This is a genomic window from Nonomuraea sp. NPDC050383 (assembly GCF_044459125.1).
Taxonomy (GTDB): domain Bacteria; phylum Actinomycetota; class Actinomycetes; order Streptosporangiales; family Streptosporangiaceae; genus Nonomuraea.
Genome location: NZ_JBITIP010000011.1, coordinates 285,523 through 307,740 on the forward strand (window position 1 = coordinate 285,523; position 22,218 = coordinate 307,740).

Below are 22,218 nucleotides of genomic sequence, written 5' to 3' on the forward strand. Positions count from 1 at the left end.
GCGCCACCGGCCCCGTCGCGCTCGGCGAGGCTACTTCGCGAGCGCCACCTGGGTCCGGGGAGTGGCCGCGCCGCGGAAGCGCTCACGCACGATCGTCCTGAGCACCCGCCAGCCGTCGCGCACGGCGTGCAGGTTGCTCTCGCCGTGGATGCGGCTGCGCTCGTGGCTGGGGACCTCGGCGATGGCCAGGCCGGCCTGGGCGGCGCGGACGTTCATGAGCGTCTCGATCTCGAAACCGTCGCAGTCGAGCGCCATCGCGTCCAGGTGCCGGGCCCAGAAGGCGTTGTAGCCGTAGCACAGGTCGGTGTAGCGGGTGCCGTACAGCCAGTTGGTCAGCCCGGTCAGCGCCCGGTTGCCCAGGGACCGCAGCGGGCTGATGTCGTCGGAGCCGCCGCCCGGGGCGTACCGGGAGCCCTTGGCGAAGTCGGCCCCGTCCTCCAGTGCGGCGACGAAGGAGAAGATCTCCCGGCCGTCGGTGGAGCCGTCAGCGTCGATCATGACGATGATGTCGCCGCCGGCCGCGGCGAAGCCTTCGATCAGGGCGTTGCCCTTGCCCCGTCCGGTCTGGGTGACCACCCGGAGGTCGGGGCGCAGCCGACGGGCCACGGCGACGGTGTCGTCGCTGGAGTCGCCGTCGACGAGGACGACCTCGTCGATCCAGGCGGGCAGGGTCGCGAACACGTGTGGCAGGTTGTCGGCCTCGTTCATCGCGGGGACGACGACGGTGACGCTGGCGGTGAATGGCCCCTTGTTCATGCCTAGACCGTGCAACCCGGCACATGCAAGCCGCTTGACTTCGCCTTGCAGGGATCATGGTAATCCCTGCTTCATCAGGGCGTGTTCATCATCCTGTGACCTGGTGACACACTCGCGGCGCAGGGGTTGCGGGGCCTCGTCCGACGACCTTGACTTCGCCTGTCGAATGTGCGCCTCTAGCGAAGCAGGGGCAGCCGGCCGGTCAGGCGCTCCACGTCCGCGCGCGGTCCGAGCAGGCTCACGGCGTAGTACGACAGCTCCTCGGCCCCGGTACGGGCCAGCTCCGCGAGGTAGTCGTCGTAGACGTTGGTCCGCTGCGCGATGGCGGCCATGTCCGCGACCACCACGCCGGCCGTCCGGGCGGCCTCGTCCCTGACGGACCGGACGATCGCGGACGGCGCGGCCAGCACCGTGCACCCCGTCCACGGCAGCCCGGCGTGCGGCTGGCCGGAGGCGTCCGCGCCGCCCGAGCCCAGGATCGACGGCACGGCCTGGCTCGTGGACGCGGCCAGGCACGCCGCGGCGTTGGCCTGGAGCCCGCGGGGGAGGTCGCGGTCCATCACGATGACCCACTTGACCGGGAGCTCCCTGGTCGGCAGGTCGGGACGGCGGTCGAGGTCGGCCAGCGCGGTCATGAACGATCCTTTCTCCGAACTTATGGAGCGACCATCACAGATGCTCCGCTGACATGACAACACGACTACGCTGTTTCCGAAGGAAGTTCGGAAATTCGTCAGGGAGCGCGTACGTGGACGAACTTGATACGGCGATCCTCGCCGAGCTCCAGCGCGACGGCCGCCAGACCAACAGGGAGCTGGCCGAGCGCATCGGCATCGCCCCCTCGACCTGCCTGGAGCGCGTACGGTCACTGCGCGCGAACGGGGTGATCGAGGGCTTCCACGCCGAGGTCAACCTGGCCGCGATCGGCCGCCCGGTCCAGGCGCTGATCAACGTCCGGCTGCACCCGAAGATCCGCGAGGCGGTCGAGGGATTCCGCGAGTACATAGCGGCGCTGCCCGAGACGCTCGCGGTGTTCGTGGTGTCGGGCGGCGACGACTTCATCATCCAGGTGGCCGTACGCGACACCGGGCACCTGCGGGACTTCGTCCTGGACCACGTGTCGCGGCACCGCAACATCGCCGACGTGCGTACCTCGCTCGTCTACGACCACATCCGCAAGACGTCGATGGAGGTCCTGCCGCCGGACGGCCCGAGCAAGCACCCCCGCACGGGCCGCAGATCCCGCTGAGCCCCCACGCCCGCCGCCCGCCCGAGCCGGCTCAGATCAGGGCCTCGTCCCGGCGGGCCAGGATCTCCTCCACCGTCTCGGCCGGCGTCTGGCTCGACGTGTCCAGCCAGAGGCCGATGCGCGGTGTGCCGTTCCGCAGCGCGTCGTCCAGGGCGGCGACCGTCCACGCGCCGTACCCGGTCTTGGGCCGGCCCTCCTCCCGCCGCTCCACCGCGGCCGGGTCGGGCGCGAGCACGACCACCCGCAGCGGCCGGCCGCCGACCAGCGACACGAAGTGGGCCAGGTCCTCGCCCAGCACCACGTCCTGGACGATCGCGGTGAACCCCTCGTCGGCGTACAGGTCGGCCGCCGCGGCCGCGAGGCGGTACCTCAGGCGGAGCTGGCGCGCCGCCTCACCGGCGTCGTCCGGCGTCATGTCGGCGCGGCCGTTGACGATCATGCGCCGGAACAGGTCGCCGCGGACGTGGACGGACCGCGGCAGCCGCTCCGCCAGCGCCTGCGCGACCGTCGACTTGCCCGCGGCCATGATGCCGGTGATCAGCACGACGCCCTTCACTGGGCCGTCGATTCCTGCGGGGCCTCCGGCGTCTCCGGCACCTTCAGCGCCACGATGGCGACGTCGTCGCTGAGCACGCCGGACTGGAACGCGGACACCTCGTGCAGGAGCCGCCCGGCCATGTCCGAGGCGCTCTCGTCCCGCGATGCGGCCAGCACCCGCTCCAGCCGCTCGTCGCCGAACAGCTCGTCGTCGCGCCGCGCCTCGACGACGCCGTCGGTGAAGAACACGACGCTCTCTCCGGGGAGGACCTCCACGGTGACGTCGCTCAGCCGCAGCTTCCGCAGCATGCCGAGCAGCGTGCCGGGGTTGCCGATCCGCGACGGGCCCTTTTCCGTGAGGTGGACCGGTTGCGGATGCCCGCCCAGGCTCAGCGTGAGCAGGCAGCCCCCGCCGGGCGAGGGCGACACCTGGGCGTACACGGCCGTGACGAAGCGGTCGGTCCGCTCCTTCACCACCGCCCGGTGCAGCGAGGCCAGGGCCGCCGACGGGCTGGTCTCGCGGGCGGGCGCGGCGCGCAGGGTGTAGCGGGCCAGGCTGGTGACCACCGCGGCGGCCACGCCCTTGCCGGACACGTCCCCGATGACCAGCGCCCAGCCGTCGCGGGTCTCGTACATGTCGTAGAAGTCGCCGCCCACCTCCTCACCGAGGCCGGCGGGTGCGTAGACGCCCGCCAGCTCGATGCCGTCGATCTGCGGCAGGGTGGGCGGCACGAAGCTGGCCTGCAGGACGCCGGCCAGCTCGCGGGCCTCCTTCTCCGACTGCTCGGCCCGCTGCCGGGCGAGCAGCAGCTCGCGCTCGTAGCCACGCCGGTCCGTGGCGGCGAAGACGCACACCCAGATCTCCCGCGGCCCGGGCGGCTCGCCCTTCATGACGGCGTTGAGCAGAACGGGCAGCCGGTCGCCGGCCGCGCCACGGAAGTCGACGGCGATCTCATGGGCGGAGGACTGGAGAGCGAGCAGAGGGGCGAAGTGCGTCTCGTAGAAGATCCGGTCGCCGACCACGAGCAGCTCCTGGAGGCGGACCCGGCCCACCAGGTCCTCGGCGCGGCGGCCGGTCATGGTGAGGAAGGTCCGGTTCGCCCGGCGGATCACACCGTCGGCGTCCGTCACGAGGAACCCGCACGGCGCGTCCTCGAACAGCTCCTCGAAGCCGCTCGTCAGGCCCACGTGGACCCCGCCCGCCGCGTCACAGGAAGCCCTTGATCGCCGCGATCGTCTCCTCGGGTGCGCTGAGGTTCGGGCAGTGTCCGGTGGCGCGCATGAGGACCAGCTCGCTGCCGGAGATCGCCGCGTGGACGTACCGGCCGACGACCTCCGGTGCGATCACGTCGTTCGAGCACTGCAGGACGAGGGACCGCGTCCGGCACTTCTCCAGGTCGGCGCGGTTGTCGGACAGGAACGTCACCTGGGCGAACCGCCTGGCGATCTCCGGGTCGGTCCGGCAGAAGCTGTTGGTCAGCTCCTCGCCGAGCTCCGGCCGGTCCGGGTTGCCCATGATGAGCGGCGCCATCTGGCTGGACCAGCCGAGGTAGTTGCTGTCGAGCGACTCCAGCAGCTCCTCGATGTCCTGGGCGCTGAAGCCGCCGACGTAGCCGCCCTCGTCCACGTAGCGGGGCGAGGGGCCGATGAGCACCAGGTTCGCGAAGCGGTCCGGCTCGGCGTTGGCGGCGAGCACGCCGATGAGGGCGCTCACGGAGTGACCCACGAAGCTCACCTCCGTGAGGTCCAGCTCGTGGCAGATGTCGAGAACGTCCTGCGCGTACCCGTGGAGGCTGGAGTAGCGCTCGGGGGTGTAGGCCGACAGGTCGGACCGTCCCGCGCCGACGTAGTCGAACACCACGACCTTGTACGCGTCCTCGAAGGCGGGCGCGACGAGGCGCCACATGTTCAGGTCGCAACCGAAGCCGTGGGCGAACACGAGCGGCTTGCCGTCCGGCCGGCCGGAAATTCTGACGTTGTTGCGTACCAGAACACTCATGATTACTGAGCATAGGCCATCAAAAACGCCCAAATAGCTCCACATAATGGCAAAGCGCGCACCTAGAACCCGCGTTATACAACAGGAGGATCAGCTGCCTTGGCACCTGGCCGCGGACGAGCATATGCATTCAGCTCGTCGTCACCGTCCTCGTGTTACTGACGCTCGCTGTCAACGGAATCCTGCTGGTCACCTTCTTCTTCGGGCTCGGCGCGTCCGTGCTCATCGGCTTGGTGGTGTGGTCGGTCCTGCCTTCCTCGGCCTGGTCACCATCGAGGCCTCCTGAAAGAGCCTCCTGGAACGACGAGATCCCGCCCGATCACCAAGATCGGACGGGATCCCGTCAATTGCGGTCCAGCCGGCTCAGGCCTACTGCTTGAGCGCTCCGGGACGGATCGCCACATCGTCGATCTGGAACGCCGGCCCGGGGGCGCTCGCGTTCCAGACGAAGGTCCAGTCGACGCGGGTCGTGCCCGCGGGCGCGGTGAACGTGCCGGTCGCTTCGGTCCAGGCGGTCTTCCGGGCCAGGGAGATGGCGTCCGTACGCAGCACCGTGCCGGACTCGTCGCGCCACCGCACGTTCCACGTGACGGCGGGCATGGTCGCCACGGCCTCCCGGTACCACAGCGACACCTTGTAGCTCGTACCGGCGACCACGCCGCTGTATCCGGGGTAGTTGTCGAGCGCCACCGCGCTGCCGGACGCCTGGCTGCTGGTCATCTGCAGCGAGCCGGTGCCACCATGCGCGCCGCCGGTCTGGTGCGCCACACTGGCCCCGTACCACGCGGAGTAGGGCGAGGTCGTCGAGCCGGACTCGAAGTCCTGCTCGGTGATCGCCGGCGGGACGGGCGCGCCGCCGTCGAACGTGCTGCCGGCGTCCTGGCCGTACTGGGGGCCGGCCCACTGTCCGGGCGAGATGCGATTGCCCATGTCGCTGACCCTGAACTGCCACGGGCCCGTGTAGGTGTTGTCGTGCCAGGAGTTGTGCGACCCGTACACGATCGCCTGCTGGATCACGGAGCCCTTGTACGGGGACCAGTCCGGGTACGTGCCCCAGTTGGACAGCAGGGCCATGTGCCCGCAGTACTGCGTCGGGCAGCCGCCGTTGACGGCGCTGGGGTTGAAGGCGAACGTGTTGTGGTGAACGTCGACGTTCTTGGTCCACCAGCGGCAGTCGGTCTTGAGCGGCTCGTTGTTGATGGCAGGAGCCGAGCACTGTGAGGTGTTAGTCGGCCCGACGATCAGCGTGCAGTCGCCGGTCGTCGAGGCCGGGCTGTTGCAGAACCGGTCGGCGTTCGCCCACGCGGTGATCCCGCCCCAGTTGTTCTCGAGCAGGTTGCCGGTAATCTCGATCTTGCTGGTCCGCGCCGGCACGCGGGGCTCACCATCCGCCTCGGACAGGTAGATCGCCGCTTCGGGGAACGGGTCGCCCTTCGTCGCCCGCTCGGCGCCGGAGGCCACGGCGTTGCCGCGGATGGTGTTGTTCCGGATCACGGCGTTGTAGCTGATCTCGTAGAAGATCGCCAGTGACTCGTTGTCCTCGATGAGGTTGTTCTCGATGAGGAAGTCGTTGTTGTTGGTATCCGCCCAGACCCCCGGCCCGTGGTTGCCGTGGACCCAGTTGCCGGTCACGTCGGCACCGTTCACCGCCCAGAACTTCATGCCACCGGTGCACCCGCACCCAGGCTTCTGGTGCTCCCAGTCCCCGGTGTTGTTGCCGGTGAACTCGTTGTCCGCCACCACCAGGCCGGTGATGGTGTTGCCGGCCTTGTACGCGTTCAGGCCGTACTGCCCGTTGTCCTTCAAGCAGTTGCCACGAATCTTGTTCGTGGCCCCGGCCATCAGCCCCGCGCCGGAGTTGTTGCGGATCGTGTTGTGCTCCACGACCCAGCCGTCGCCGGAGTCATGGTTGACCGCACCCTCGTCGTGCGGCGGGATGAAGCCGGTGATGGTCAGGTACCGGATCGTGACGCCGGTCGCCTTCTGACCGAACGCGTACTTGTTCAGCCCCTTCCCGTCCAGTACCGCGCCGGGCGCGCCGATGAACGTCGCGCCGTCGCCGGGCAGGATCTGGGCGTACTCGCCGGTGCCCAGCGTGTGCGTGCCGGTCTGGAAGTAGTACGTGGTGTTCGCCTTGCGTAAGTCCACGCCGCTGTTGTCGCCCGCGGGGACCACGACCGCGCCGGCGGGCGGTGTGGTCGGGCCGTTCAGTGACGAGCTGCCGCAGACCGCTGCCTTTGCCGTCGTCGAACCGGTTGCCCGATCGACCGCGTCGCCACTCGCCGGCGTCGCGCCGCCCATGACGACAGTGGCGAGGGCCACCAACGCCACTGGCCAAGTTTTTCGCATGCCTGTTCTCCTCCAGCTTTTGACCGGCCTTGGCCGCACTCGACCTTCGGCCGCCGCCACTGTAGCCAGGGGCCGCGCGCACCCTCAAGATCAACTACTGAGAGAGACCGCGGGGCTACCCGGACGAGGCCGCCATGGCTTTCCAGCCGGCCGCCGGCATCCGGACACCGCCGACGCACAGCTCCGGCGCCCGCAGTGCATAGGAGGGAGCTCTGCGAAGCTGCGGTCTTCGCCGTTGTCGCAGATACCCCGCATGGGTATATTCGGCAGCAAGGAGTCGTCCGTATGGGGGTGCACGAAATGAGCGATGTGTCGGATATGTCCGCTGTGGCGCCGGTCGAGGGGTTCGTCGAGGACGGGTACGACAAGGTGCGGGAGGTCCTCCAGAAGCTGGTGCACGATGGCCGGGAGACGGGCGCGGGAGTGTCGGTCTGGCGCGACGGCCGTGAGGTCGTCCGGTTGAGCGGGGGTTGGGCCGATGCCGAGCGCCGCCGCCCCTGGCGCGCCGACACCCTCGTCCAGCCGTACTCGCTGTCGAAGTCGTTCGTGACGCTCGCCCTCCTGGTGGGAGTGCGCGACGGAGCGCTGGCGCTCGACGAGCCCGTGGCCAGGTACTGGCCCGAGTACGGGGTCAAGGGCAAGGAGCGCACCACGTTGCGCCAGGTGCTCACGCACCAGGCAGGGCAGCCGCGATTCCCGGCGGAGGCGGCGGGCTTGGACCTGCTGGACGACGCCGGGCTGCGCGAGAGCCTGGCGCAGGCGGCACCGGAGCACGTACCAGGAACGTCGCTCGGGGAGCACGCGCTGACCTACGGGCACCTGGTGGACGGCATCCTGCGCGCGGGCGCTGACACCACCCTGGGAGAGATGTTCAACGAGGTGGTGCGGCCCGCGCTGGATCTGGACGCGTGGTTCGGGGTGCCGGATGACGCGCTGGACCGCGTCGCCGACCTGGAGTACGCCGCCCCGGACTGGCCGCGCCGGTTGCACGCGGCGCCGTGGCTGCAGATTCCGGACGGGACCTTGGACGTCGAGCGGGCGAACTCCAGGGCGTGGCGGCAGGTGGTTTTCGGTGCGGTCAACCTGCACACGACCGCTACCGCCATGGCGCGGTTCTTCTCCGAACTGACCGCCGAGGACGGCCCCGTACGTGCGCTTCTCGGGCCGGAGTTGCACGCGGAGTTGCTCGCCTCGCAGGTAACGGACTTCGACGAGGTCTTCGGCACCAGGATCACCTGGACGTTGGGCTTCGTCCGGGACCAGGGCAAGATCGCCAAGGGTGGTATCGGTGGCTCGGCGGCCTGGTGGTCGCGCAGGCACCACCACGGCTGTGCCTACCTGACGCGACGGCTGGACGATCATTCCCGAGCGGCGGAGATCGCCGCCGCACTGGGCGACGACCTGACCGTGGTGGGCGAGGACTGATCTGGCGTCACATGACGGATTCGCCGGTGGGCCGCCCGGAGACCGCCACCCGGCCCGCGCCCGAGGCCGGGGCCGGGCTGCAAGCCATTTCCAGGGTCGTGGTGCATTCGGACCGGCTCGTCGGCGGTGTCATGGGCGGATCGCGCCGAGCAGGCGGTTGCGCCAGTAGTCGTCCAGGTCTGACACCTTGATGACGTCGCCGGTCTGCGGCGCGTGCACCATCTTGCCGTTGCCGACGTACATGCCCATGTGGCCCAGCCCTTTGCTGAACAGCAGGTCGCCAGGCTGCAGGGCGTCCAGCGAGACGCGTCGGCCGGCGCCCCATGCCCATTGTGTGTAGGTCGTGCGGGGCAGTTCGACTCCTGCGGTGCGCCAGGCGGCCTGGGTCAGGCCCGAGCAGTCGAAGGAACCCGGCCCGGTGCCGCCGTACCGGTAGGGCTTGCCGATCTGGGCGAAGGCGAACTCCAGCGCGGAGCGGGCATTGCCGGAGGCCGGCCCGGTGTACCGGATGCCGGGGCTGGTGGGGTCGCCGGACTTGAAGGCGCCCAGGCTGCGCAGGAGCTTGAGCTGCTCCTTGACCAACTTGTCGACCTCGGCCTTGTCGTCGCCCACCTTGGCGCGCGCGGTTTCGGCCTCTGCCAGGGCCTTCTGGGCTTCTTCGCGGCGGTCGCGTAGATCCTTGGTCGCCGCCTTGAAGGCCCGCACCTTCTCCGCCCTGGCCCGGGTGATCTGCTGGACGGTGACCATGCCGGTGAGGACCTGCTCGGGGCTGCCCTCGGCGACGAAGCGCTCCCAGCCCATCCAAGAACCGAACTGGTAGTCGTTGACGGCCACCGTGACAAGGTCTCGGCGCAGGGCGTCGGCCTGCGCCCCCTTGCTGCCGTACTCGGCGTTGACGGTGTCGTACTTCTTCTTGGCCTTCTTGTACGTCTCCGTGGCCTGGTTGTACTGCTCGACGAGTTGGTCGGCCTTCTCGTTCAGCTTCACCAGCTTGGCCCTGGCCTTGACGGGCGACGGCTCGGCATGGGCGTTCGTGGTCAGTGCGATCAGGGTGAGCGCTGCGGCCAACGCCGTTCGACCAAGCCTCGTCGGCACGCCCACTACGATGCCTCCTCGTAAGTCTGCAACCTGGGAGGAAATGGTACAGAAGTGCAAGGAGCTACTGGCGCGATCGCGGTAAGTCGCCTCAAGAAGCTGATGTCTACTAGCCGCGATAGCACCTATCACAGGGAGATACGCGTGCTCGCTCTGTGGCGTTCAGCGGCGTGCCCCCGGGGTCCGCGACAGCACCGGAGCCGGGGGCACGCCGCCTCAGCGATCGGCGCGGCGGGCGGCCGCGAGTGGTGCGGACGGGATGACCAGCGTGGGCCGGCCGGTGGAGTGCATGACGCGGGTGGAAGTGCTGCCGGACAGCACCGCCCGCACTCCGTGCCGCCCGCGGGAGCCGAGGACGATCAGCGAGGCGTCGAGCTCCTCGGCGACGTCGACGATGGTGTCCGCGACGACCTCCTCCGGGACCGAGGCGACGCGAGGTTGGGCCTTGAGCCCGAGGCTGCGGGCGCGCTCGGCGCCTTCGGCGGCGAGCCGTTCGGAGGCGTCGAAGGTCTTGGCGTCGATGTCACGCAGCTCTTCCAGGGCGGAATGGCCCTCAAGGTGGGCTGCCAGGCTCTCCAAGGGCCGGCGGGCGTAGAGCACCACCGCGGAGGCGCCCGGGAAGAGCCGTGCGGTCTCCTCGATGGCGTGCCTCGCGTCGGGTGAGCCGTCGTAGGCGATGAGGATGGGCGTGGACATGGGGATCTTCCTTTCGCGCGTCGAGTGTCACTTGCGGGAGGTGGCGACCTCGTCGGCGGGCACGGAGGTGTGCGAGCGCAGGGTCGCCGCGGCCAGTAGCGCACCCACCAGGGCGACGCCGGCGGCTCCGACGAATGCGGCGGAGAAGCCGCTGGTCATGGCCGGGAGGTTGCCGAGCTGTGCGGCGCCGTTGGCGGCGGCGACGGCGGTCATCGCGGCCAGGCCGAGCGCGGAGCCGACCTGGTAGCTGGTGTTGACGATGCCGGAGGCGAGGCCGCCTTCCTGCGGCGGGGCGGACGAGATGGCGGTGCCGAGGGAGGGGATGAAGGCCAGCGACATGCCAAGGGCGGCCACCAGGCTGGCGGGCAGGACGTCGGCGGCGAAGCTGCCGTCCGGGCTGATCAGCGACAGCCATCCCATGCCGGCGGCCAGCAGGGCCAGGCCGATGACGGTCGTGGTCTTGGGTCCGAACCGGTTGATGGTCCGGGGTGCCAGGACGATCATGCCGATCATGATGAGAACGGTCATCGGGAGCAGGGCGGCGCCGCTGGGGAAGGCGCTGTAGCCGAGGACCTGCTGCAGGTAGAGGTTGAGGAAGAACCACATCGGGATCCAGGCGCCGCCGAGCAGCAGCTGGGTGACGTTGGCGGCGGCGAGGTTCGGGGTGCGGAGGATGGACAGCCGCATCAGCGGCTCGCGGCGGCGGGCCTGGATGGCGACGAACGCGCCCAGCAGTACCACGGCGGCGGCCAGCACGAGCCAGGTCTGCGCGGAGCCCCACCCGATCTCCGGCGCGCGGACGATGGCGTAGACGGCGGCACCGAGGCCCAGGGTGACGGTGAGGGCGCCGGCGACGTCGACGGAGCCGCGCCGGGCCTCGGCGGCGGGCATCAGCGGGCCGGTGGCCAGCAGCGCGACCAGGGCGATGGGGATGTTGATGTAGAAGACCCACGGCCAGCTCAGGTACTCGGTGATGACGCCGCCGAGGAACACCCCGGCCGTGCCGCCCGCCGGCGCGGCGGCACCGTACAGCGCCAGGGCCTTGGTCAGCTCCTTGGGGTCGTGACCGAACAGCATCATCAGCAAGGTGAGCGCGGAGGGAGCGATCAGGGCGGCGCCCACTCCCTGGACGGCGCGGCCGGTCAGCTCGACCCACACCTCCGGCGCGATGCCGGCGACGAGCGAGCCGACCAGCAGGATCAGCCAGCCCGCCCCGAACAGGCGGCGGGCGCCGAACAGGTCGGACAGGCGGCCACCCAGCAGCAGCAGACCACCGAAGGCGACGACGTAGGCGTTGAACACCCAGGACAGGCTCTCCTGGGTGAAGCCCAGGTCCTCCTGGATACGGGGGAGGGCCACGCCGATGATCGACGTGTCCATGATGACGATGAACTGTGCGGTGGCGATCAGGGCCAGGGCGGTCCATCGCCTGGGGGATGGTGCGGACATGAGCACTCTCCACGATGAGCCCTACCGGGGTAGGGTATGTCCCGACTGGACCTCGATACCAAACGGGGGTATCGCGGTGACCGGTAATCAATACCACCTAGGGGTATATGTCAAGCGGGATCAGTCCCGCGGTATCCCCGCAACGCCCCTCCGGCGAGCGCCGCCGCCGGGATGACCAGCGCGAACCCGACCGCCATCCTGGTGCCAAGCTCCGCGAACCCTGGAGTCGTCCGAGCGCCGCGTAGAGCACACGTGGCTGTGTTCCGGGCGCCGTCGGGCAAGCTGTCGGGAGGCCGCACGGGGCTTTCCGAAATACCATAGGGGGGTATAGTGTTGTCGTGAGTGAGGAGCTCGAGGGAGGAACGACATGCCCGGACACGCCACCATCAAGCACGACAATGCGGTGAGACTGCGCCGCATCGAAGGCCAGATCCGCGGCCTCCAGCGCATGGTCGACGAGGACCAGTACTGCATCGACATCCTGACCCAGGTGTCGGCGGCCACCAGCGCGCTGCGGTCGTTCTCCCTGTCGTTGCTCGAAGAGCACCTGGCCCACTGCGTCGCGGAGGCGACGCTGAAGGGCGGCCCCGAGGCCAAGGCGAAGGTCAAGGAAGCCTCGGACGCCATCGCAAGACTCGTCCGTTCGTGACCGCATGGGACGCATCTAAGGAGAGATCGTTATGAGCATCGCCACCTACACCGTCAAGGGCATGACCTGCGGCCACTGCGTCAGCTCGGTCAAGGAAGAGGTCAGCGAAGTGTCCGGCGTGACCAACGTCGAGGTGGAGCTGGCCACCGGGCTGCTGACCGTCGACAGCGACGCCCCCGTCGATTCGGCGCAGATCGTCGCCGCCGTCGAGGAGGCCGGATATGAGGTGGTGAACCCGTGAACGCCGCGGCCAAGCTCGGTTCCTACGTCCTGGGGCTGGCCGTCGTCTTCGGCGGCGCTCTGGGCGTGGGCAAGGCGGTGGGACCCGTGGGGGCGCCCCCGGCAGAAGACCATGCCGCCATGACCACCACGGCGACGCCGACGGCGGGCGAGGGACACGGACAGCACACCACCGAGCAGGCGAAGAAGGATACCCCCGGAGGGCTTCAAGTGTCCGAGAACGGCTACACCCTCACCCCGCTCACCGCGGCGATCAAGCCGGACGAGCCCACCGACTACCGTTTCACCGTGACCGGTCCGGACGGCCGGCCGGTCACCGACTACAAGGTCGAGCACGACAAGAAGCTGCACTTCATCGTCGTCTCCCGTGACCTGACCAGCTTCCAGCACCTGCACCCGGAGATGACGTCCGACGGCGTCTGGTCGGTCAAGCTCACCCTTCCCGACGCGGGGACGTATCGCGCATTCGCCGATTTCGCCCCGAGCGGCGGCAGCGCTCTGACCCTGGGCACTGACGTGCCGGTCGCCGGCGGCTACGAGCCCAAGGCGCTTCCCGAGGCCAGCCGTACGGCCGGCGTCGACGGATACGAGGTCACACTCGACGGCGAGCTGGCGCCAGGACAGGCGAGCAAGCTCACTCTCAGGGTCAGCAAGGACGGCAAGCCGGTCACCGACCTCCAGCCGTACCTCGGCGCCTACGGTCACCTGGTGGCCCTGCGCGCCCGAGACCTCGCCTACCTGCACGTCCACCCGGACGGCGAACCCGGCGACGGCAAGACCAAATCCGGGCCCGAGATCGTCTTCTACGCCGAGGTGCCCAGCGTCGGCGACTACCGGCTGTTCCTCGACTTCCAGCACGACGGCAAGGTCCGCACCGCCGACTTCACCGTCGGCGCGGGCGGGCGGCCGGCGATCCCGACACCCACGCCCACCTCGACCGAGCACGGCGACCACAGCCACTGAGCGAGAGAAAGGAGAGCGCTGATGTCTCAGGTCACCGATGACCGGCAGAACGCGGTCGAGCTCTCGATCGGGGGCATGACCTGCGCCTCGTGCGCCAACCGCATCGAGCGCAAGCTGAACAAGATGGACGGCGTGACCGCGACGGTCAACTACGCCACGGAGAAGGCGAAGGTCAGCTTCCCCGAAGGCGTCGACCCGCAGCAGCTCATCGCCGAGGTGGAGAAGGCCGGCTACACCGCCGCCCTGCCGGCATCGCCCAAGTCGGAGGCGGGGGCAGCCGAGCAGGAACCGGAGGACGAGCTCCGGCCCCTTCGCCAACGCCTGATCACGTCTGTGGTGCTGGCCGTGCCGGTGATCGCCATGGCGATGGTGCCGCCGTTGCAGTTCACCCATTGGCAGTGGCTGTCGCTGACCTTGGCGGCACCTGTGGTGGTGTACGCGGGCTGGCCGTTCCACAAGGCGGCCTGGACCAACCTGCGGCACGGGGCTGCGACGATGGACACGCTGATCTCGATCGGCACCATCGCCGCGCTGGGCTGGTCGCTGTGGGCGCTGTTCTTCGGCACCGCCGGCACGCCCGGAATGACGCACCCGTTCGCGTTCACCATCGAGCGCACCGACGGCTCCGGCAACATCTATCTGGAGGCGGCTGCGGGCGTCACGGCGTTCATCCTGGCCGGCCGCTATTTCGAGGCCCGCTCCAAGCGGCGGGCGGGCGCGGCGTTGCGAGCCTTGCTGGAGCTGGGCGCCAAGGACGTGGAGCTGGCAGACGGTCGGCGGGTGCCGGTCGATGCGCTTTCGGTCGGAGACCGGTTCATCGTCCGTCCCGGTGAGAAGATCGCCACCGACGGGGTGATCGAGGAAGGCACCTCGGCGGTCGACGCCTCCATGCTGACCGGTGAGTCCGTGCCCGTCGAGGTCAAGCCGGGCGACGGGGTGACCGGTGCGACGGTGAACGCGGGCGGCCGATTGATCGTCCGCGCGACCCGGGTCGGTGCCGACACCCAGCTGGCGCAGATGGCCAAGCTGGTGGAGGAGGCGCAGACCGGCAAAGCCGCGGTGCAGCGGCTGGCCGACCGGATCTCGGGCATCTTCGTGCCGATCGTGATCGCGCTGGCGCTCGGGACGCTGGGTTTCTGGCTCGGCACCGGCGACGGCGTGGGGGCCGCCTTCACGGCCGCGGTGGCGGTGCTGATCATCGCGTGCCCGTGCGCGCTCGGCCTGGCCACGCCAACGGCGTTGCTGGTCGGCACCGGTCGGGGCGCGCAGCTCGGCATCCTCATCAAGGGGCCGGAGGTGCTGGAGTCCACCCGGAAGATCGACACGGTCGTGCTGGACAAGACCGGCACGGTCACCGAGGGCAAGATGACCCTGGTGGACGTGCACGTGGCCGAGGGCGAGAGCCGGGAGGAGGTGCTGCGCCTGGCGGGCGCGCTGGAGCACGCCTCCGAGCACCCGATCGCCCAGGCCATCGCCCGTGCCGCCGGTTCCGACGCCACCGTTGAGGACTTCGCCAACATCGAGGGACTCGGCGTGCAGGGGATCGTCGACGGCCACGCGGTCCTGGTCGGCCGACCCCGGCTCCTGGAGGAGTGGTCGCAGCACCTCACTCCTGACCTGGAGCGGGCTCTGCAGGACGCCCAGACCACCGGCCGTACCGCGGTCGCGGTGGGCTGGGACGGTCAGGCGCGGGCGGTGCTGGTGGTGGCCGACGTGGTGAAGCCGACCAGCAAGGAGGCCATCGCACAGCTGCGGGCCCTCGGGCTCACCCCGGTGCTGCTCACCGGCGACAACGAGGCCGTGGCCAAGACCGTGGCCGCCGAGGTGGGCATCGACGAGGTCATCGCCGAAGTGCTGCCCGCCGACAAGGTCGACGTCGTCAAGGAGCTCCAGAGCGAGGGCAGGGTCGTGGCCATGGTGGGCGACGGCGTCAACGACGCCGCCGCGCTCGCCCAGGCCGACCTGGGTCTCGCGATGGGCACCGGCACCGACGCGGCGATCGAGGCGAGCGACCTGACCCTGGTCCGTGGGGACCTGCGGGTGGCCGCCGACGCCATCAGGCTCTCCCGCAAGACACTCGGCACGATCAAGAGCAACCTGTTCTGGGCCTTCGCCTACAACGTGGCCGCCCTGCCGCTGGCCGCCCTCGGCCTGCTCAACCCGATGATCGCGGGGGCGGCCATGGCCTTCTCCAGCGTGTTCGTGGTGAGCAACAGCCTGCGGCTACGCCGATTCAAGTAGAGGTACCTTGACGGCTCCGAGCGGACACCGGCTCGGAGCCGTCAACGTACGCGACTATGGTCCGTCGTAGCAACGGCCGTCAGAGGCCTCACTACGGCTCCCACAACGCCAGATGCCGAGCAGTTCAGCCTCGACTTCGATCTCTGAGTCTGAGGTCACGTGGACAGGGACGGTTACCCACCCGATCGCGGGCGATGGCCATACGGTGAACGGCCTCGGTGAGCCGGTCCGGTGCGGTGGCGAAGTTGAGGCGGACGAACCCATACCCAGGCGGCCCGAACCTGGTGCCGGACGACAGGCCGACCCTGCCGTGACGCAGGAAGATCTGAGCGGGGTCGTCGCCCCAGCCGAGCGCGTGGCAGTCGAGCCAGGCCACATAGCCTGCCTGGGGCAGGTGATAGCCGATTCCGCGCAGGCGGTCGGCGAGCTGGGCGGCCAGGCTGCGGCGGTTCTCGTCCAGGTCGGCGATCAACTCCTGGAGCCAGGGGTCACCATGGGTGAAGGCCGCCTCGGAGGCGACCACGCCGAACAGGCCGGCGCCTTCGCTGACCTCCTCATGGATGGCCGCCACCTCGGCGCGGGCCTCGCCCCCAGGCACCGCGAGGGCGGCCTTGAGCCCGGCGATGTTCCAGGCCTTGGAGGCCGAGACGAGGGCGACGGAACGGGCCGCGGCGGGGCTGTCCAGGGACGGGAAAGGGATGTGCCGGTGGCCGGGGTAGGTGAGGGGCGCGAGGATCTCGTCGGTGACGACCCGCACGTCGTGGCGGTCGGCCAGCGCGGCCACCTGCGTCAGCTCCTCGCGGGTGAGGACCATGCCGGTGGGATTGTGCGGGTTGCACAGCAGGTACGCCCGCGCGCCGGCGGCGAAGTCGCGTTCCAGCCGGTCCAGGTCGAGCCGGTGCCCGTCCGGCCCGCCGGCCAGCGGGCTGGGGACCACCTGGCGGCCGATGCGCTCGATCCAGTAGAAGAACGGCGGGTATCCGGGGGTGTTGACGACGACGCGGTCGCCGGGCTCGGAGATGATCTGCAGGATCTCCACGATGCCGGACATGACGTCCGGGACCAGGCGGGCGGCGGTGGCGTCGGGGCGCCAGCCGTACCGCCGGGCGGCGAACCCGGCGAACGCCTCCGGCAGCGCTCCGGCGAGCGCGTACCCGGTGTCGCCGCGGCCGATGGCAGCGACCAGCGCTTCGGCAACGGGCTCGGCGAGCGGAGTGTCCATCTCGGCGATGCGCATGGGCAGGACGTCCGGCGGGAACTCCCGCCACTTGACGCTGTGCCGTTGACGCAGCTCCTCGATGCTGTAGGTGGTGAGAATCGCGTTCGGGTCCGTGGTCAACAGTGGTCTTCTTTCGCGGCTGGGGTGCGTCAGGACTGCTCGGCCCCGGCGGCGGGGCCGGTCGCGGGGATATGGCGGAGCTTGGCGATCGCGAGGATCGCCGCGCCGGCTGCGATGGCCGCGGCGATGACGGCGGCGGTGTTGAGCCCGCTGGTGAAGGCCTCGCGGGCCGGGGTGAGCAGCGCCGTGCCGAGCTCGGCCGGCAGGCTCTGCGCGGCCGAGACTGCGCCGTCCAGGCTCTCGCGGCCGGCCGCGGAGGCCGCTGACGGCAGTCCGGGCGGGATCGTGGTGGCGGTCTGGGCGCGGTAGACGGCGGCGGCGATGCTGCCGATGATCGCGATGCCGAGCGAGATGCCCAGGTCGCTGCAGGTGGTGGCCAGCCCGGACGCCGCCCCTGCCTTCTGCGGCGGCACCGAGCCGACGACCAGGTTCGTGGTCAGAGCCATGGACGGCGCGACAGCGGGATACAGCACGATGAACCCCGCGACCAGCAGCGGGAGCCCGCCGGCGGCGTCGACGTGGGTGAGCATCAGGTAGCCGATCACCTGCACGGCCAGCCCGGCCGCGATGAGGTATCCAGGGCGGACGCGCCGTACCAGGGCGGGTGAGACGGCGGAGACGACCACCAGCAGGGCGGCCCCGGGCAGCACCCACAGCCCTGCCCTCAGTGGCGAGAGCCCCTCGACGAGCTGCAGGTACTGGGTGAACAGCAGGTAGACGCCACCGAGCGCGGTCGCCGCCAGCAGGAAGACGCTCAGCGCGCCGCCGACCGTGCGGTTGGCGAACAGCCGCACGTCCAGCAGTGGCTCGGGCAGGCGCAACTGCCGCAGCACGAACCACGCGCCGAACGCCAGCCCGGCCGCGATGCCGGCCAGCGCGGGCAGCAGCGCGTCGGGCTTGGCCAGTTCCTTGACGCCGTAGACGATCGGCAGCAGCGTGGCCAGCGACAGCAGCACGCTGAACAGGTCCACGCGGCCGGCGGCCGGGTTGCGGGGGTTGGGCAGCAGCAGCGGGGCGCCGATCACGACGATCGCCATGATGGGCACCGCGACGAGGAAGGCCGCGCGCCAGGAGAACGCCTCCAGCAGCGCGCCGCCGATCACCGGGCCGAGACCAGTGCCGACGGAGATGCCGCCCGACCAGACGCCGACGGCGATGCCGCGCTGCCGGGGGTCGGCGAAGGTGGAGAAGATCAGTCCTAGGGTGGCGGGCATCTGGGTGGCCGCGGCGATGCCCAGCAGCGCCCGCCAGACGATCATCAAGGCGGGGTCGGAGGTGTTGGCCGCGATCACCGACACGACGGCGAAGACGGCCGCGCCCGCGATCAGCAGCCGGCGGTGACCGATGCGGTCGCCCAAGGTGCCCATGGTGACCAGGAGACCGGCCATGAGAAAGCCGTAGATGTCGATGATCCACAACGTCTGGGTGCTGCTCGGCTTCAGGTCCGCGGCCAACTGGGGAATGGCCAGGAACAAGACGGTCAGCATCATGAACAACAACATGGCGGGCAGGACCAGCACAGCGAGCCCGAGCCAGGCTCTGGCGCCGGTGTGCGCCCCCGGGGTTGTCTCTGTGGACGGCATGAACGTCCTCCTTCGGCGGGTTCTGACAGTGAGTGATCTGGCACATCGTGCGATCGGCCATGGCCCTCGGACGCGAACGTCCGGGTCCATGACGGCTTCGCACCCGACCGCAACGGCGAGCAGCGCGGTCGCGTCGTGATGCCTGGCGTGCGATACGCCCGCTCAGTGAAGGAGTGGCTCGTGAAGCGACCTTGCGGGGCTCCTGACGCGAGGAACACGACGTCGCCAACGTTAGGAAGGCCCCGGCGGTCGCCGAATCAGTGAAGTCGCCGGTATCAGCCGGTATCAGGCTGGGCGTTCGGCGAGGACCAGCCGCATGAGCTCGGCTCGCGAGGTGATGTCGGTCTTCTGGAAGACCTTGCGCAGGTGGTAGTCCACCGTCCGCGGGCTGAGGAACAGCTGGGCGGCGATCTCCCGGTTGGTCAGCCCTTCACTGACGGCCAGCGCGATGCGCAGCTCCTGCGCGGTGAGCGTGCTCAAAGCTCCTGCTCCGGGCGCGCGTACCGACCCACCCGTCGCGCGTAGCTCGCTCAGCGCACGGCCGGCCCAGGCGAGCGCGCCGATACGGCGGAAGGTCTCCACCGCGCCGCGCAGGTGATGCTGTGCCTCCGAACGTCGCCGGTCACGCCGCAACCGCTCGCCGCGCAGCAGCTCGGTCCTGGCATGCTCCAGCGGGGCGTCGAAGCCGGCGTGCAGCCTCAGGCTCTCCGCGTAGTGGTCGTCGGCGGTGCCATCGGTGCTGATCAGCGCGCGGCAACGGGCCGCGAGGGCGGCATGCTCCAGCGAGACCGCGTGCCTGGCCCACCCGACGTAGCGGGCCGCGGCTGCGGCCGCCCGCTCGTGCTCGCCGGCGCGGACCAGCGCTTCGACGAGGTCGGGGACGACTCCCACGACGACGTCCGGGGGCGTGTAGGTGTCCCAGCCGCCGACCGCCTCCAAGTGCCGCGCGGCCTCCCGATATCTGCCTGCGCCCAGCTCGATGAGGCCCAGCGCACGCAGGGCATAGGACCTCGCGTCGGCCAGCCTGCGGCTGCTCGCCTCAGCCAGGACGTCGGCGGCCAGTTCGGCGGCGTCGGGACGGCCCTGAACGGCCGCGCACAGGGCCAGCAGCCCCCGATTACGGCAGGCCGTACTCGGCTGGCCCACCTCCATGGCGAACTGGTACCCCTCCTCCGCATACGCCTCGGCGACCCCGAACCTGCCGCGCGTGATTTCGTCGGCGGCCTGGTACTCCAGATTCCAGGCGAGCGCGCCCAGCGATCCGTTGGCACGCGCCCGCCGCCCGGCGTCGCGGTACAGGCGCCTGCTCAGCTCGTGCTCGCCGAGCCCGCGAGCCAGGGCCCCGGCCAGCGTCATCAAGATCGGATCGGTGAGCGACTCGATCGCGGCGCCGTCCTCCGCCATGGCAGGCGCCACATGACGGCCGGAACGGGCGTGACAAGCACGGCGCAGGAGCAGCAGCACCGCGTCCTCCGGGTCGTCCGGCGCCAGCGCGATGTTCTCCAGCCAGCCGGCGAGCTCGGACCATGCGTCCGGCCGGTTGGCGCGGGTGCCCAGGTCGCCGTACATGGCGACAGTGGGCGTGAACCGGCGCCGATCAAGGCGCAGTACGCGGGGGATCCACGGCCTGATGAGGTCCATCGCGTCCTCGGGCGAGCCGGCGAACTCGGCCACGATGGCGCGCATCACGGCCAGCGGGATCCGGTCCTCCTCGTCAAGGTGGGGCTCGCGCTCCGCTCGATCGAGCAGTTCCGCGGCCTTCTCGGTGAACCCGCCCAGGGCGGCGGCGTGCGCGGCAGACCACAGCCGCCGTCCCCGGCGCGGACCGTCCGCGGTGAGCTCGGCCGCCTTGGCCAAAGCGGCCATGGCCGCGGCGGGGCCACCGCGCAGGGCGGCCTGCTCAGCCGAGCGCTCCAGCTCCTCGGCGGCCTGCTCGTCGGGTCCCACGGCGGCCTGGCCGAGATGCCAGGCACGGCGATGCTGGTCGGCCAGGCTGTCGAAGGCCGCGGCAAGGGCTCGATGGATCGTGGCCCGCCGGTCAGGCGTGGCGCTGTGATAGATCGCGGACCGGATCAGTGGATGCCGGAACGCCAGCCGCGTCCCGTCGTAGGTCAGGAGCTCGTCGAGCTCGGCGCGGTGCAGCGGGCCGGTGTCCGCCGGCAGCGTCGCGGCCGCCTTCTCGAGGGTGCCGACGCCGCCCGTGCCATGGGCGGCGATGAGCTGCAGCAGTGGCAGCGACTCGGCGTGCCGCGCCCGGACCCTGGCCAGGAACGACCGCTGCAACTCGTCGGTCATGGCGAGCGGCTCGTGCGTGCCCTCCGGGGGCTGCGGCCTTCCGGCGAGCTCGATCAGGGCCAGGGGGTTCCCGCCCGTGGCGGTCAGCAGGTGGCTCTGCTCGCTGTCGGTCAGCCGCCGCTCGCCAAGGCGCTCGGCGAGCAACGCCTTGGCCGCCTCGCGGCCGAGGCCCGTGAGCGGGACGCGGCGCACGTCGGGCAGGTCGGCGCCGTGCCCCTCATCGGCCCGCGCGGCCAGCGCCAGCGCGACGGGCTCGTTGTCCAGGCGCCGGGCGACGAACGCCAGCGTCTTCAGCGTCGGCTGGTCCGCCCAGTGCGCGTCGTCGACGACGCACAACACGGGGCGGGTGTCGGCCAGCAGGGACAACAACGACAGGGTCGACAACGCCACCAGGAACGGATCAGGTGGTGCTCCATGTGCGCGTCCGAACAGGATGTTCAGGGCCTGCGCCTGGGGGCCCGGCAGCTCGTCCACCGAGCCGAGCACGGGGAACAACAACTGGTGCAGGGTCGCGTACGCGAGATCGGACTCCGGCGCGGCGCCGACGGCGCGCAGCACCAGGAAGCCGGCCGCCCGCTCCTCCGCGTGGGACAGCAGGGTGGTCTTGCCGATTCCCGGCTCCCCGAGGAGGATCACCCCGCCGCCGCGTCCCTCGGCGGCGTGCCGCAGCAACGACTCGAGCAGATCTGTCTCGTCGTCTCTGCCCAGCACACGCCGAGCATAGAAACCCCCCGGCACTCGTGACAAAGCGCCCCGAGACCGGCGACTTCGCCGATGCGCCCGCCGCGGTGCTCCTCCTGACGTCGGACCGCACATCACTGGGAACCCGTGGGCGAGTCAGCCCTTGGACGGGCGCGGCCGGTGTGGTGAGCGGCTGCGGCTTCTTCGGCACCCTGGCCGGCATCGGTGTCGCGGCCTCGGGTCCGCAGTGGCAGTCGCCCCCTTTGACGCGGGGATCGGAACCGACTGGACGCCCCGCGAGCTACGTCACTCATTCGTCTCGATCATGAGTGACCAGGGCGTACCCATCGAGACCATCGCCGATCTCGTCGGGCACGTCGGCACCAGCGTCACGGAAGCGGTATACCGCACCAGCTCAAGCCGGTGATCACCAAGGGCGCCCACACCATGAACACGATCTTCGGCGACATGCCGACGGGTTGAGTCCGAGTGAGACGGCTACCCGATCGGCTCCCATCGACTTCCGGAAACGGAAAAGGGCCCGACCCGCTTAGCGAATCAGACCCTCTACCTGGCTGTCGGGGTGGCGGGATTTGAACCCACGACCTCTTCGTCCCGAACGAAGGCAAACGCCCAGTTCAGAACCACTGGGCGATGCTTTCACCTGGGAAA

19 protein-coding genes are annotated in these 22,218 nt (G+C 70.2%); 7 read left to right on the forward strand and 12 right to left on the reverse strand.

The features are described from left to right. Positions 1-30 precede the first annotated feature (30 nt). Both ACIBG4_RS27265 and ACIBG4_RS27270 read right to left on the reverse strand, forming a co-directional pair. Positions 31-756, reverse strand: coding sequence for a glycosyltransferase family 2 protein (locus ACIBG4_RS27265; protein WP_397204229.1), 726 nt, complete (start codon positions 754-756; stop codon positions 31-33). Between the two features lie 176 nt (positions 757-932). Beyond that, positions 933-1,391: a DUF2000 domain-containing protein gene (locus ACIBG4_RS27270; protein WP_310707355.1), complete on the reverse strand. Its 459-nt coding sequence runs from the start codon at positions 1,389-1,391 to the stop codon at positions 933-935. A 113-nt stretch (positions 1,392-1,504) separates the two neighbouring features. Between ACIBG4_RS27270 and ACIBG4_RS27275 the strand changes: the two genes are divergently transcribed. Beyond that, positions 1,505-2,005 carry an Lrp/AsnC family transcriptional regulator gene (locus ACIBG4_RS27275; RefSeq protein ID WP_355434220.1) on the forward strand — a complete coding sequence of 167 codons (501 nt, stop codon included), beginning with the start codon at positions 1,505-1,507 and terminating at the stop codon, positions 2,003-2,005. A 31-nt stretch (positions 2,006-2,036) separates the two neighbouring features. Here the strand turns inward: ACIBG4_RS27275 and ACIBG4_RS27280 are convergent, their stop codons facing one another. From ACIBG4_RS27280 to ACIBG4_RS27295, 4 genes are all read right to left on the reverse strand, one after another. Next, a complete protein-coding gene (locus tag ACIBG4_RS27280; protein WP_397204230.1) occupies positions 2,037-2,561 on the reverse strand; it encodes an AAA family ATPase in 525 nt (174 codons plus the stop codon). Further along, complete coding sequence (locus tag ACIBG4_RS27285) at positions 2,558-3,730, reverse strand: PP2C family protein-serine/threonine phosphatase (RefSeq protein ID WP_397204231.1); 1,173 nt, start codon at positions 3,728-3,730, stop codon at positions 2,558-2,560. Before ACIBG4_RS27285 ends, ACIBG4_RS27280 begins: the two co-directional genes overlap by 4 nt. 19 nt (positions 3,731-3,749) lie before the next feature. Then, positions 3,750-4,541, reverse strand: coding sequence for an alpha/beta fold hydrolase (locus ACIBG4_RS27290; RefSeq protein ID WP_397204232.1), 792 nt, complete (start codon positions 4,539-4,541; stop codon positions 3,750-3,752). 369 nt (positions 4,542-4,910) lie between these two features. Next, complete coding sequence (locus ACIBG4_RS27295) at positions 4,911-6,872, reverse strand: right-handed parallel beta-helix repeat-containing protein (RefSeq protein WP_397204233.1); 1,962 nt, start codon at positions 6,870-6,872, stop codon at positions 4,911-4,913. A 336-nt stretch (positions 6,873-7,208) separates the two neighbouring features. On the opposite strand from ACIBG4_RS27295, the gene ACIBG4_RS27300 reads away from it, so the two are divergent. Then, the gene (locus ACIBG4_RS27300; protein ID WP_397204235.1) at positions 7,209-8,315 is read left to right on the forward strand and encodes a serine hydrolase domain-containing protein; all 1,107 of its coding nucleotides are present in this window, start codon (positions 7,209-7,211) and stop codon (positions 8,313-8,315) included. A gap of 129 nt (positions 8,316-8,444) precedes the next feature. On the opposite strand, the gene ACIBG4_RS27305 is transcribed toward ACIBG4_RS27300, so the two are convergent. The 3 genes from ACIBG4_RS27305 to ACIBG4_RS27315 all read right to left on the reverse strand — a co-directional run bounded on the left by ACIBG4_RS27305 (position 8,445) and on the right by ACIBG4_RS27315 (position 11,555). After that, positions 8,445-9,410 carry a C40 family peptidase gene (locus ACIBG4_RS27305; RefSeq protein WP_397204236.1) on the reverse strand — a complete coding sequence of 322 codons (966 nt, stop codon included), beginning with the start codon at positions 9,408-9,410 and terminating at the stop codon, positions 8,445-8,447. A gap of 216 nt (positions 9,411-9,626) precedes the next feature. Next, on the reverse strand, positions 9,627-10,106 hold the full coding sequence (locus ACIBG4_RS27310) for a universal stress protein (RefSeq protein WP_397204237.1): 480 nt from the start codon (positions 10,104-10,106) through the stop codon (positions 9,627-9,629). A 27-nt stretch (positions 10,107-10,133) separates the two neighbouring features. Beyond that, complete coding sequence (locus ACIBG4_RS27315) at positions 10,134-11,555, reverse strand: MFS transporter (RefSeq protein WP_397204238.1); 1,422 nt, start codon at positions 11,553-11,555, stop codon at positions 10,134-10,136. 367 nt (positions 11,556-11,922) lie between these two features. Between ACIBG4_RS27315 and ACIBG4_RS27320 the strand changes: the two genes are divergently transcribed. Genes ACIBG4_RS27320 through ACIBG4_RS27335 form a run of 4 tightly spaced genes read left to right on the forward strand, consistent with a single transcriptional unit; the run spans position 11,923 to position 15,648 of the window. Then, positions 11,923-12,204 (forward strand): metal-sensitive transcriptional regulator, encoded by a 282-nt coding sequence (locus tag ACIBG4_RS27320; RefSeq protein ID WP_397204239.1) that lies wholly within the window; start codon positions 11,923-11,925, stop codon positions 12,202-12,204. Between the two features lie 31 nt (positions 12,205-12,235). Beyond that, entirely contained in the window at positions 12,236-12,445 is a 210-nt protein-coding gene (locus tag ACIBG4_RS27325; protein WP_397204240.1) for a heavy-metal-associated domain-containing protein, read from the forward strand. Beyond that, positions 12,442-13,407: a hypothetical protein gene (locus ACIBG4_RS27330; protein ID WP_397204241.1), complete on the forward strand. Its 966-nt coding sequence runs from the start codon at positions 12,442-12,444 to the stop codon at positions 13,405-13,407. The genes ACIBG4_RS27325 and ACIBG4_RS27330 overlap by 4 nt, the downstream gene beginning before the upstream one ends. 21 nt (positions 13,408-13,428) lie before the next feature. Next, complete coding sequence (locus tag ACIBG4_RS27335; RefSeq protein WP_397204242.1) at positions 13,429-15,648, forward strand: heavy metal translocating P-type ATPase; 2,220 nt, start codon at positions 13,429-13,431, stop codon at positions 15,646-15,648. Between the two features lie 124 nt (positions 15,649-15,772). Here the strand turns inward: ACIBG4_RS27335 and ACIBG4_RS27340 are convergent, their stop codons facing one another. The 3 genes from ACIBG4_RS27340 to ACIBG4_RS27350 form a co-directional block, all read right to left on the reverse strand. After that, entirely contained in the window at positions 15,773-16,987 is a 1,215-nt protein-coding gene (locus ACIBG4_RS27340; RefSeq protein WP_397204243.1) for a MalY/PatB family protein, read from the reverse strand. Between the two features lie 29 nt (positions 16,988-17,016). Next, positions 17,017-18,570 carry an MFS transporter gene (locus ACIBG4_RS27345; RefSeq protein WP_397204244.1) on the reverse strand — a complete coding sequence of 518 codons (1,554 nt, stop codon included), beginning with the start codon at positions 18,568-18,570 and terminating at the stop codon, positions 17,017-17,019. 285 nt (positions 18,571-18,855) lie between these two features. Continuing rightward, complete coding sequence (locus tag ACIBG4_RS27350; RefSeq protein ID WP_397204245.1) at positions 18,856-21,576, reverse strand: helix-turn-helix transcriptional regulator; 2,721 nt, start codon at positions 21,574-21,576, stop codon at positions 18,856-18,858. A 295-nt stretch (positions 21,577-21,871) separates the two neighbouring features. Here ACIBG4_RS27350 and ACIBG4_RS27355 point away from each other — a divergent pair, with 295 nt between their 5' ends. Beyond that, positions 21,872-21,973, forward strand: a complete 102-nt coding sequence (locus ACIBG4_RS27355) for a hypothetical protein (RefSeq protein WP_397204246.1) — start codon at positions 21,872-21,874, stop codon at positions 21,971-21,973. Positions 21,974-22,218 lie beyond the last annotated feature (245 nt).

Excerpts from the sequence above, each read along its gene's own strand:
- ACIBG4_RS27355 (WP_397204246.1), top strand. The coding sequence starts at position 21,872 with ATGAGTGACCAGGGCGTACCCATCGAGACCATCGCCGATCTCGTCGGG.
- ACIBG4_RS27300 (WP_397204235.1), top strand. The coding sequence starts at position 7,209 with ATGTCCGCTGTGGCGCCGGTCGAGGGGTTCGTCGAGGACGGGTACGAC.
- ACIBG4_RS27335 (WP_397204242.1), top strand. The coding sequence starts at position 13,429 with ATGTCTCAGGTCACCGATGACCGGCAGAACGCGGTCGAGCTCTCGATC.
- ACIBG4_RS27320 (WP_397204239.1), top strand. The coding sequence starts at position 11,923 with ATGCCCGGACACGCCACCATCAAGCACGACAATGCGGTGAGACTGCGC.
- ACIBG4_RS27325 (WP_397204240.1), top strand. The coding sequence starts at position 12,236 with ATGAGCATCGCCACCTACACCGTCAAGGGCATGACCTGCGGCCACTGC.
- ACIBG4_RS27265 (WP_397204229.1), bottom strand. The coding sequence starts at position 756 with ATGAACAAGGGGCCATTCACCGCCAGCGTCACCGTCGTCGTCCCCGCG.
- ACIBG4_RS27270 (WP_310707355.1), bottom strand. The coding sequence starts at position 1,391 with ATGACCGCGCTGGCCGACCTCGACCGCCGTCCCGACCTGCCGACCAGG.
- ACIBG4_RS27310 (WP_397204237.1), bottom strand. The coding sequence starts at position 10,106 with ATGTCCACGCCCATCCTCATCGCCTACGACGGCTCACCCGACGCGAGG.
- ACIBG4_RS27315 (WP_397204238.1), bottom strand. The coding sequence starts at position 11,555 with ATGTCCGCACCATCCCCCAGGCGATGGACCGCCCTGGCCCTGATCGCC.
- ACIBG4_RS27290 (WP_397204232.1), bottom strand. The coding sequence starts at position 4,541 with ATGAGTGTTCTGGTACGCAACAACGTCAGAATTTCCGGCCGGCCGGAC.
- ACIBG4_RS27345 (WP_397204244.1), bottom strand. The coding sequence starts at position 18,570 with ATGCCGTCCACAGAGACAACCCCGGGGGCGCACACCGGCGCCAGAGCC.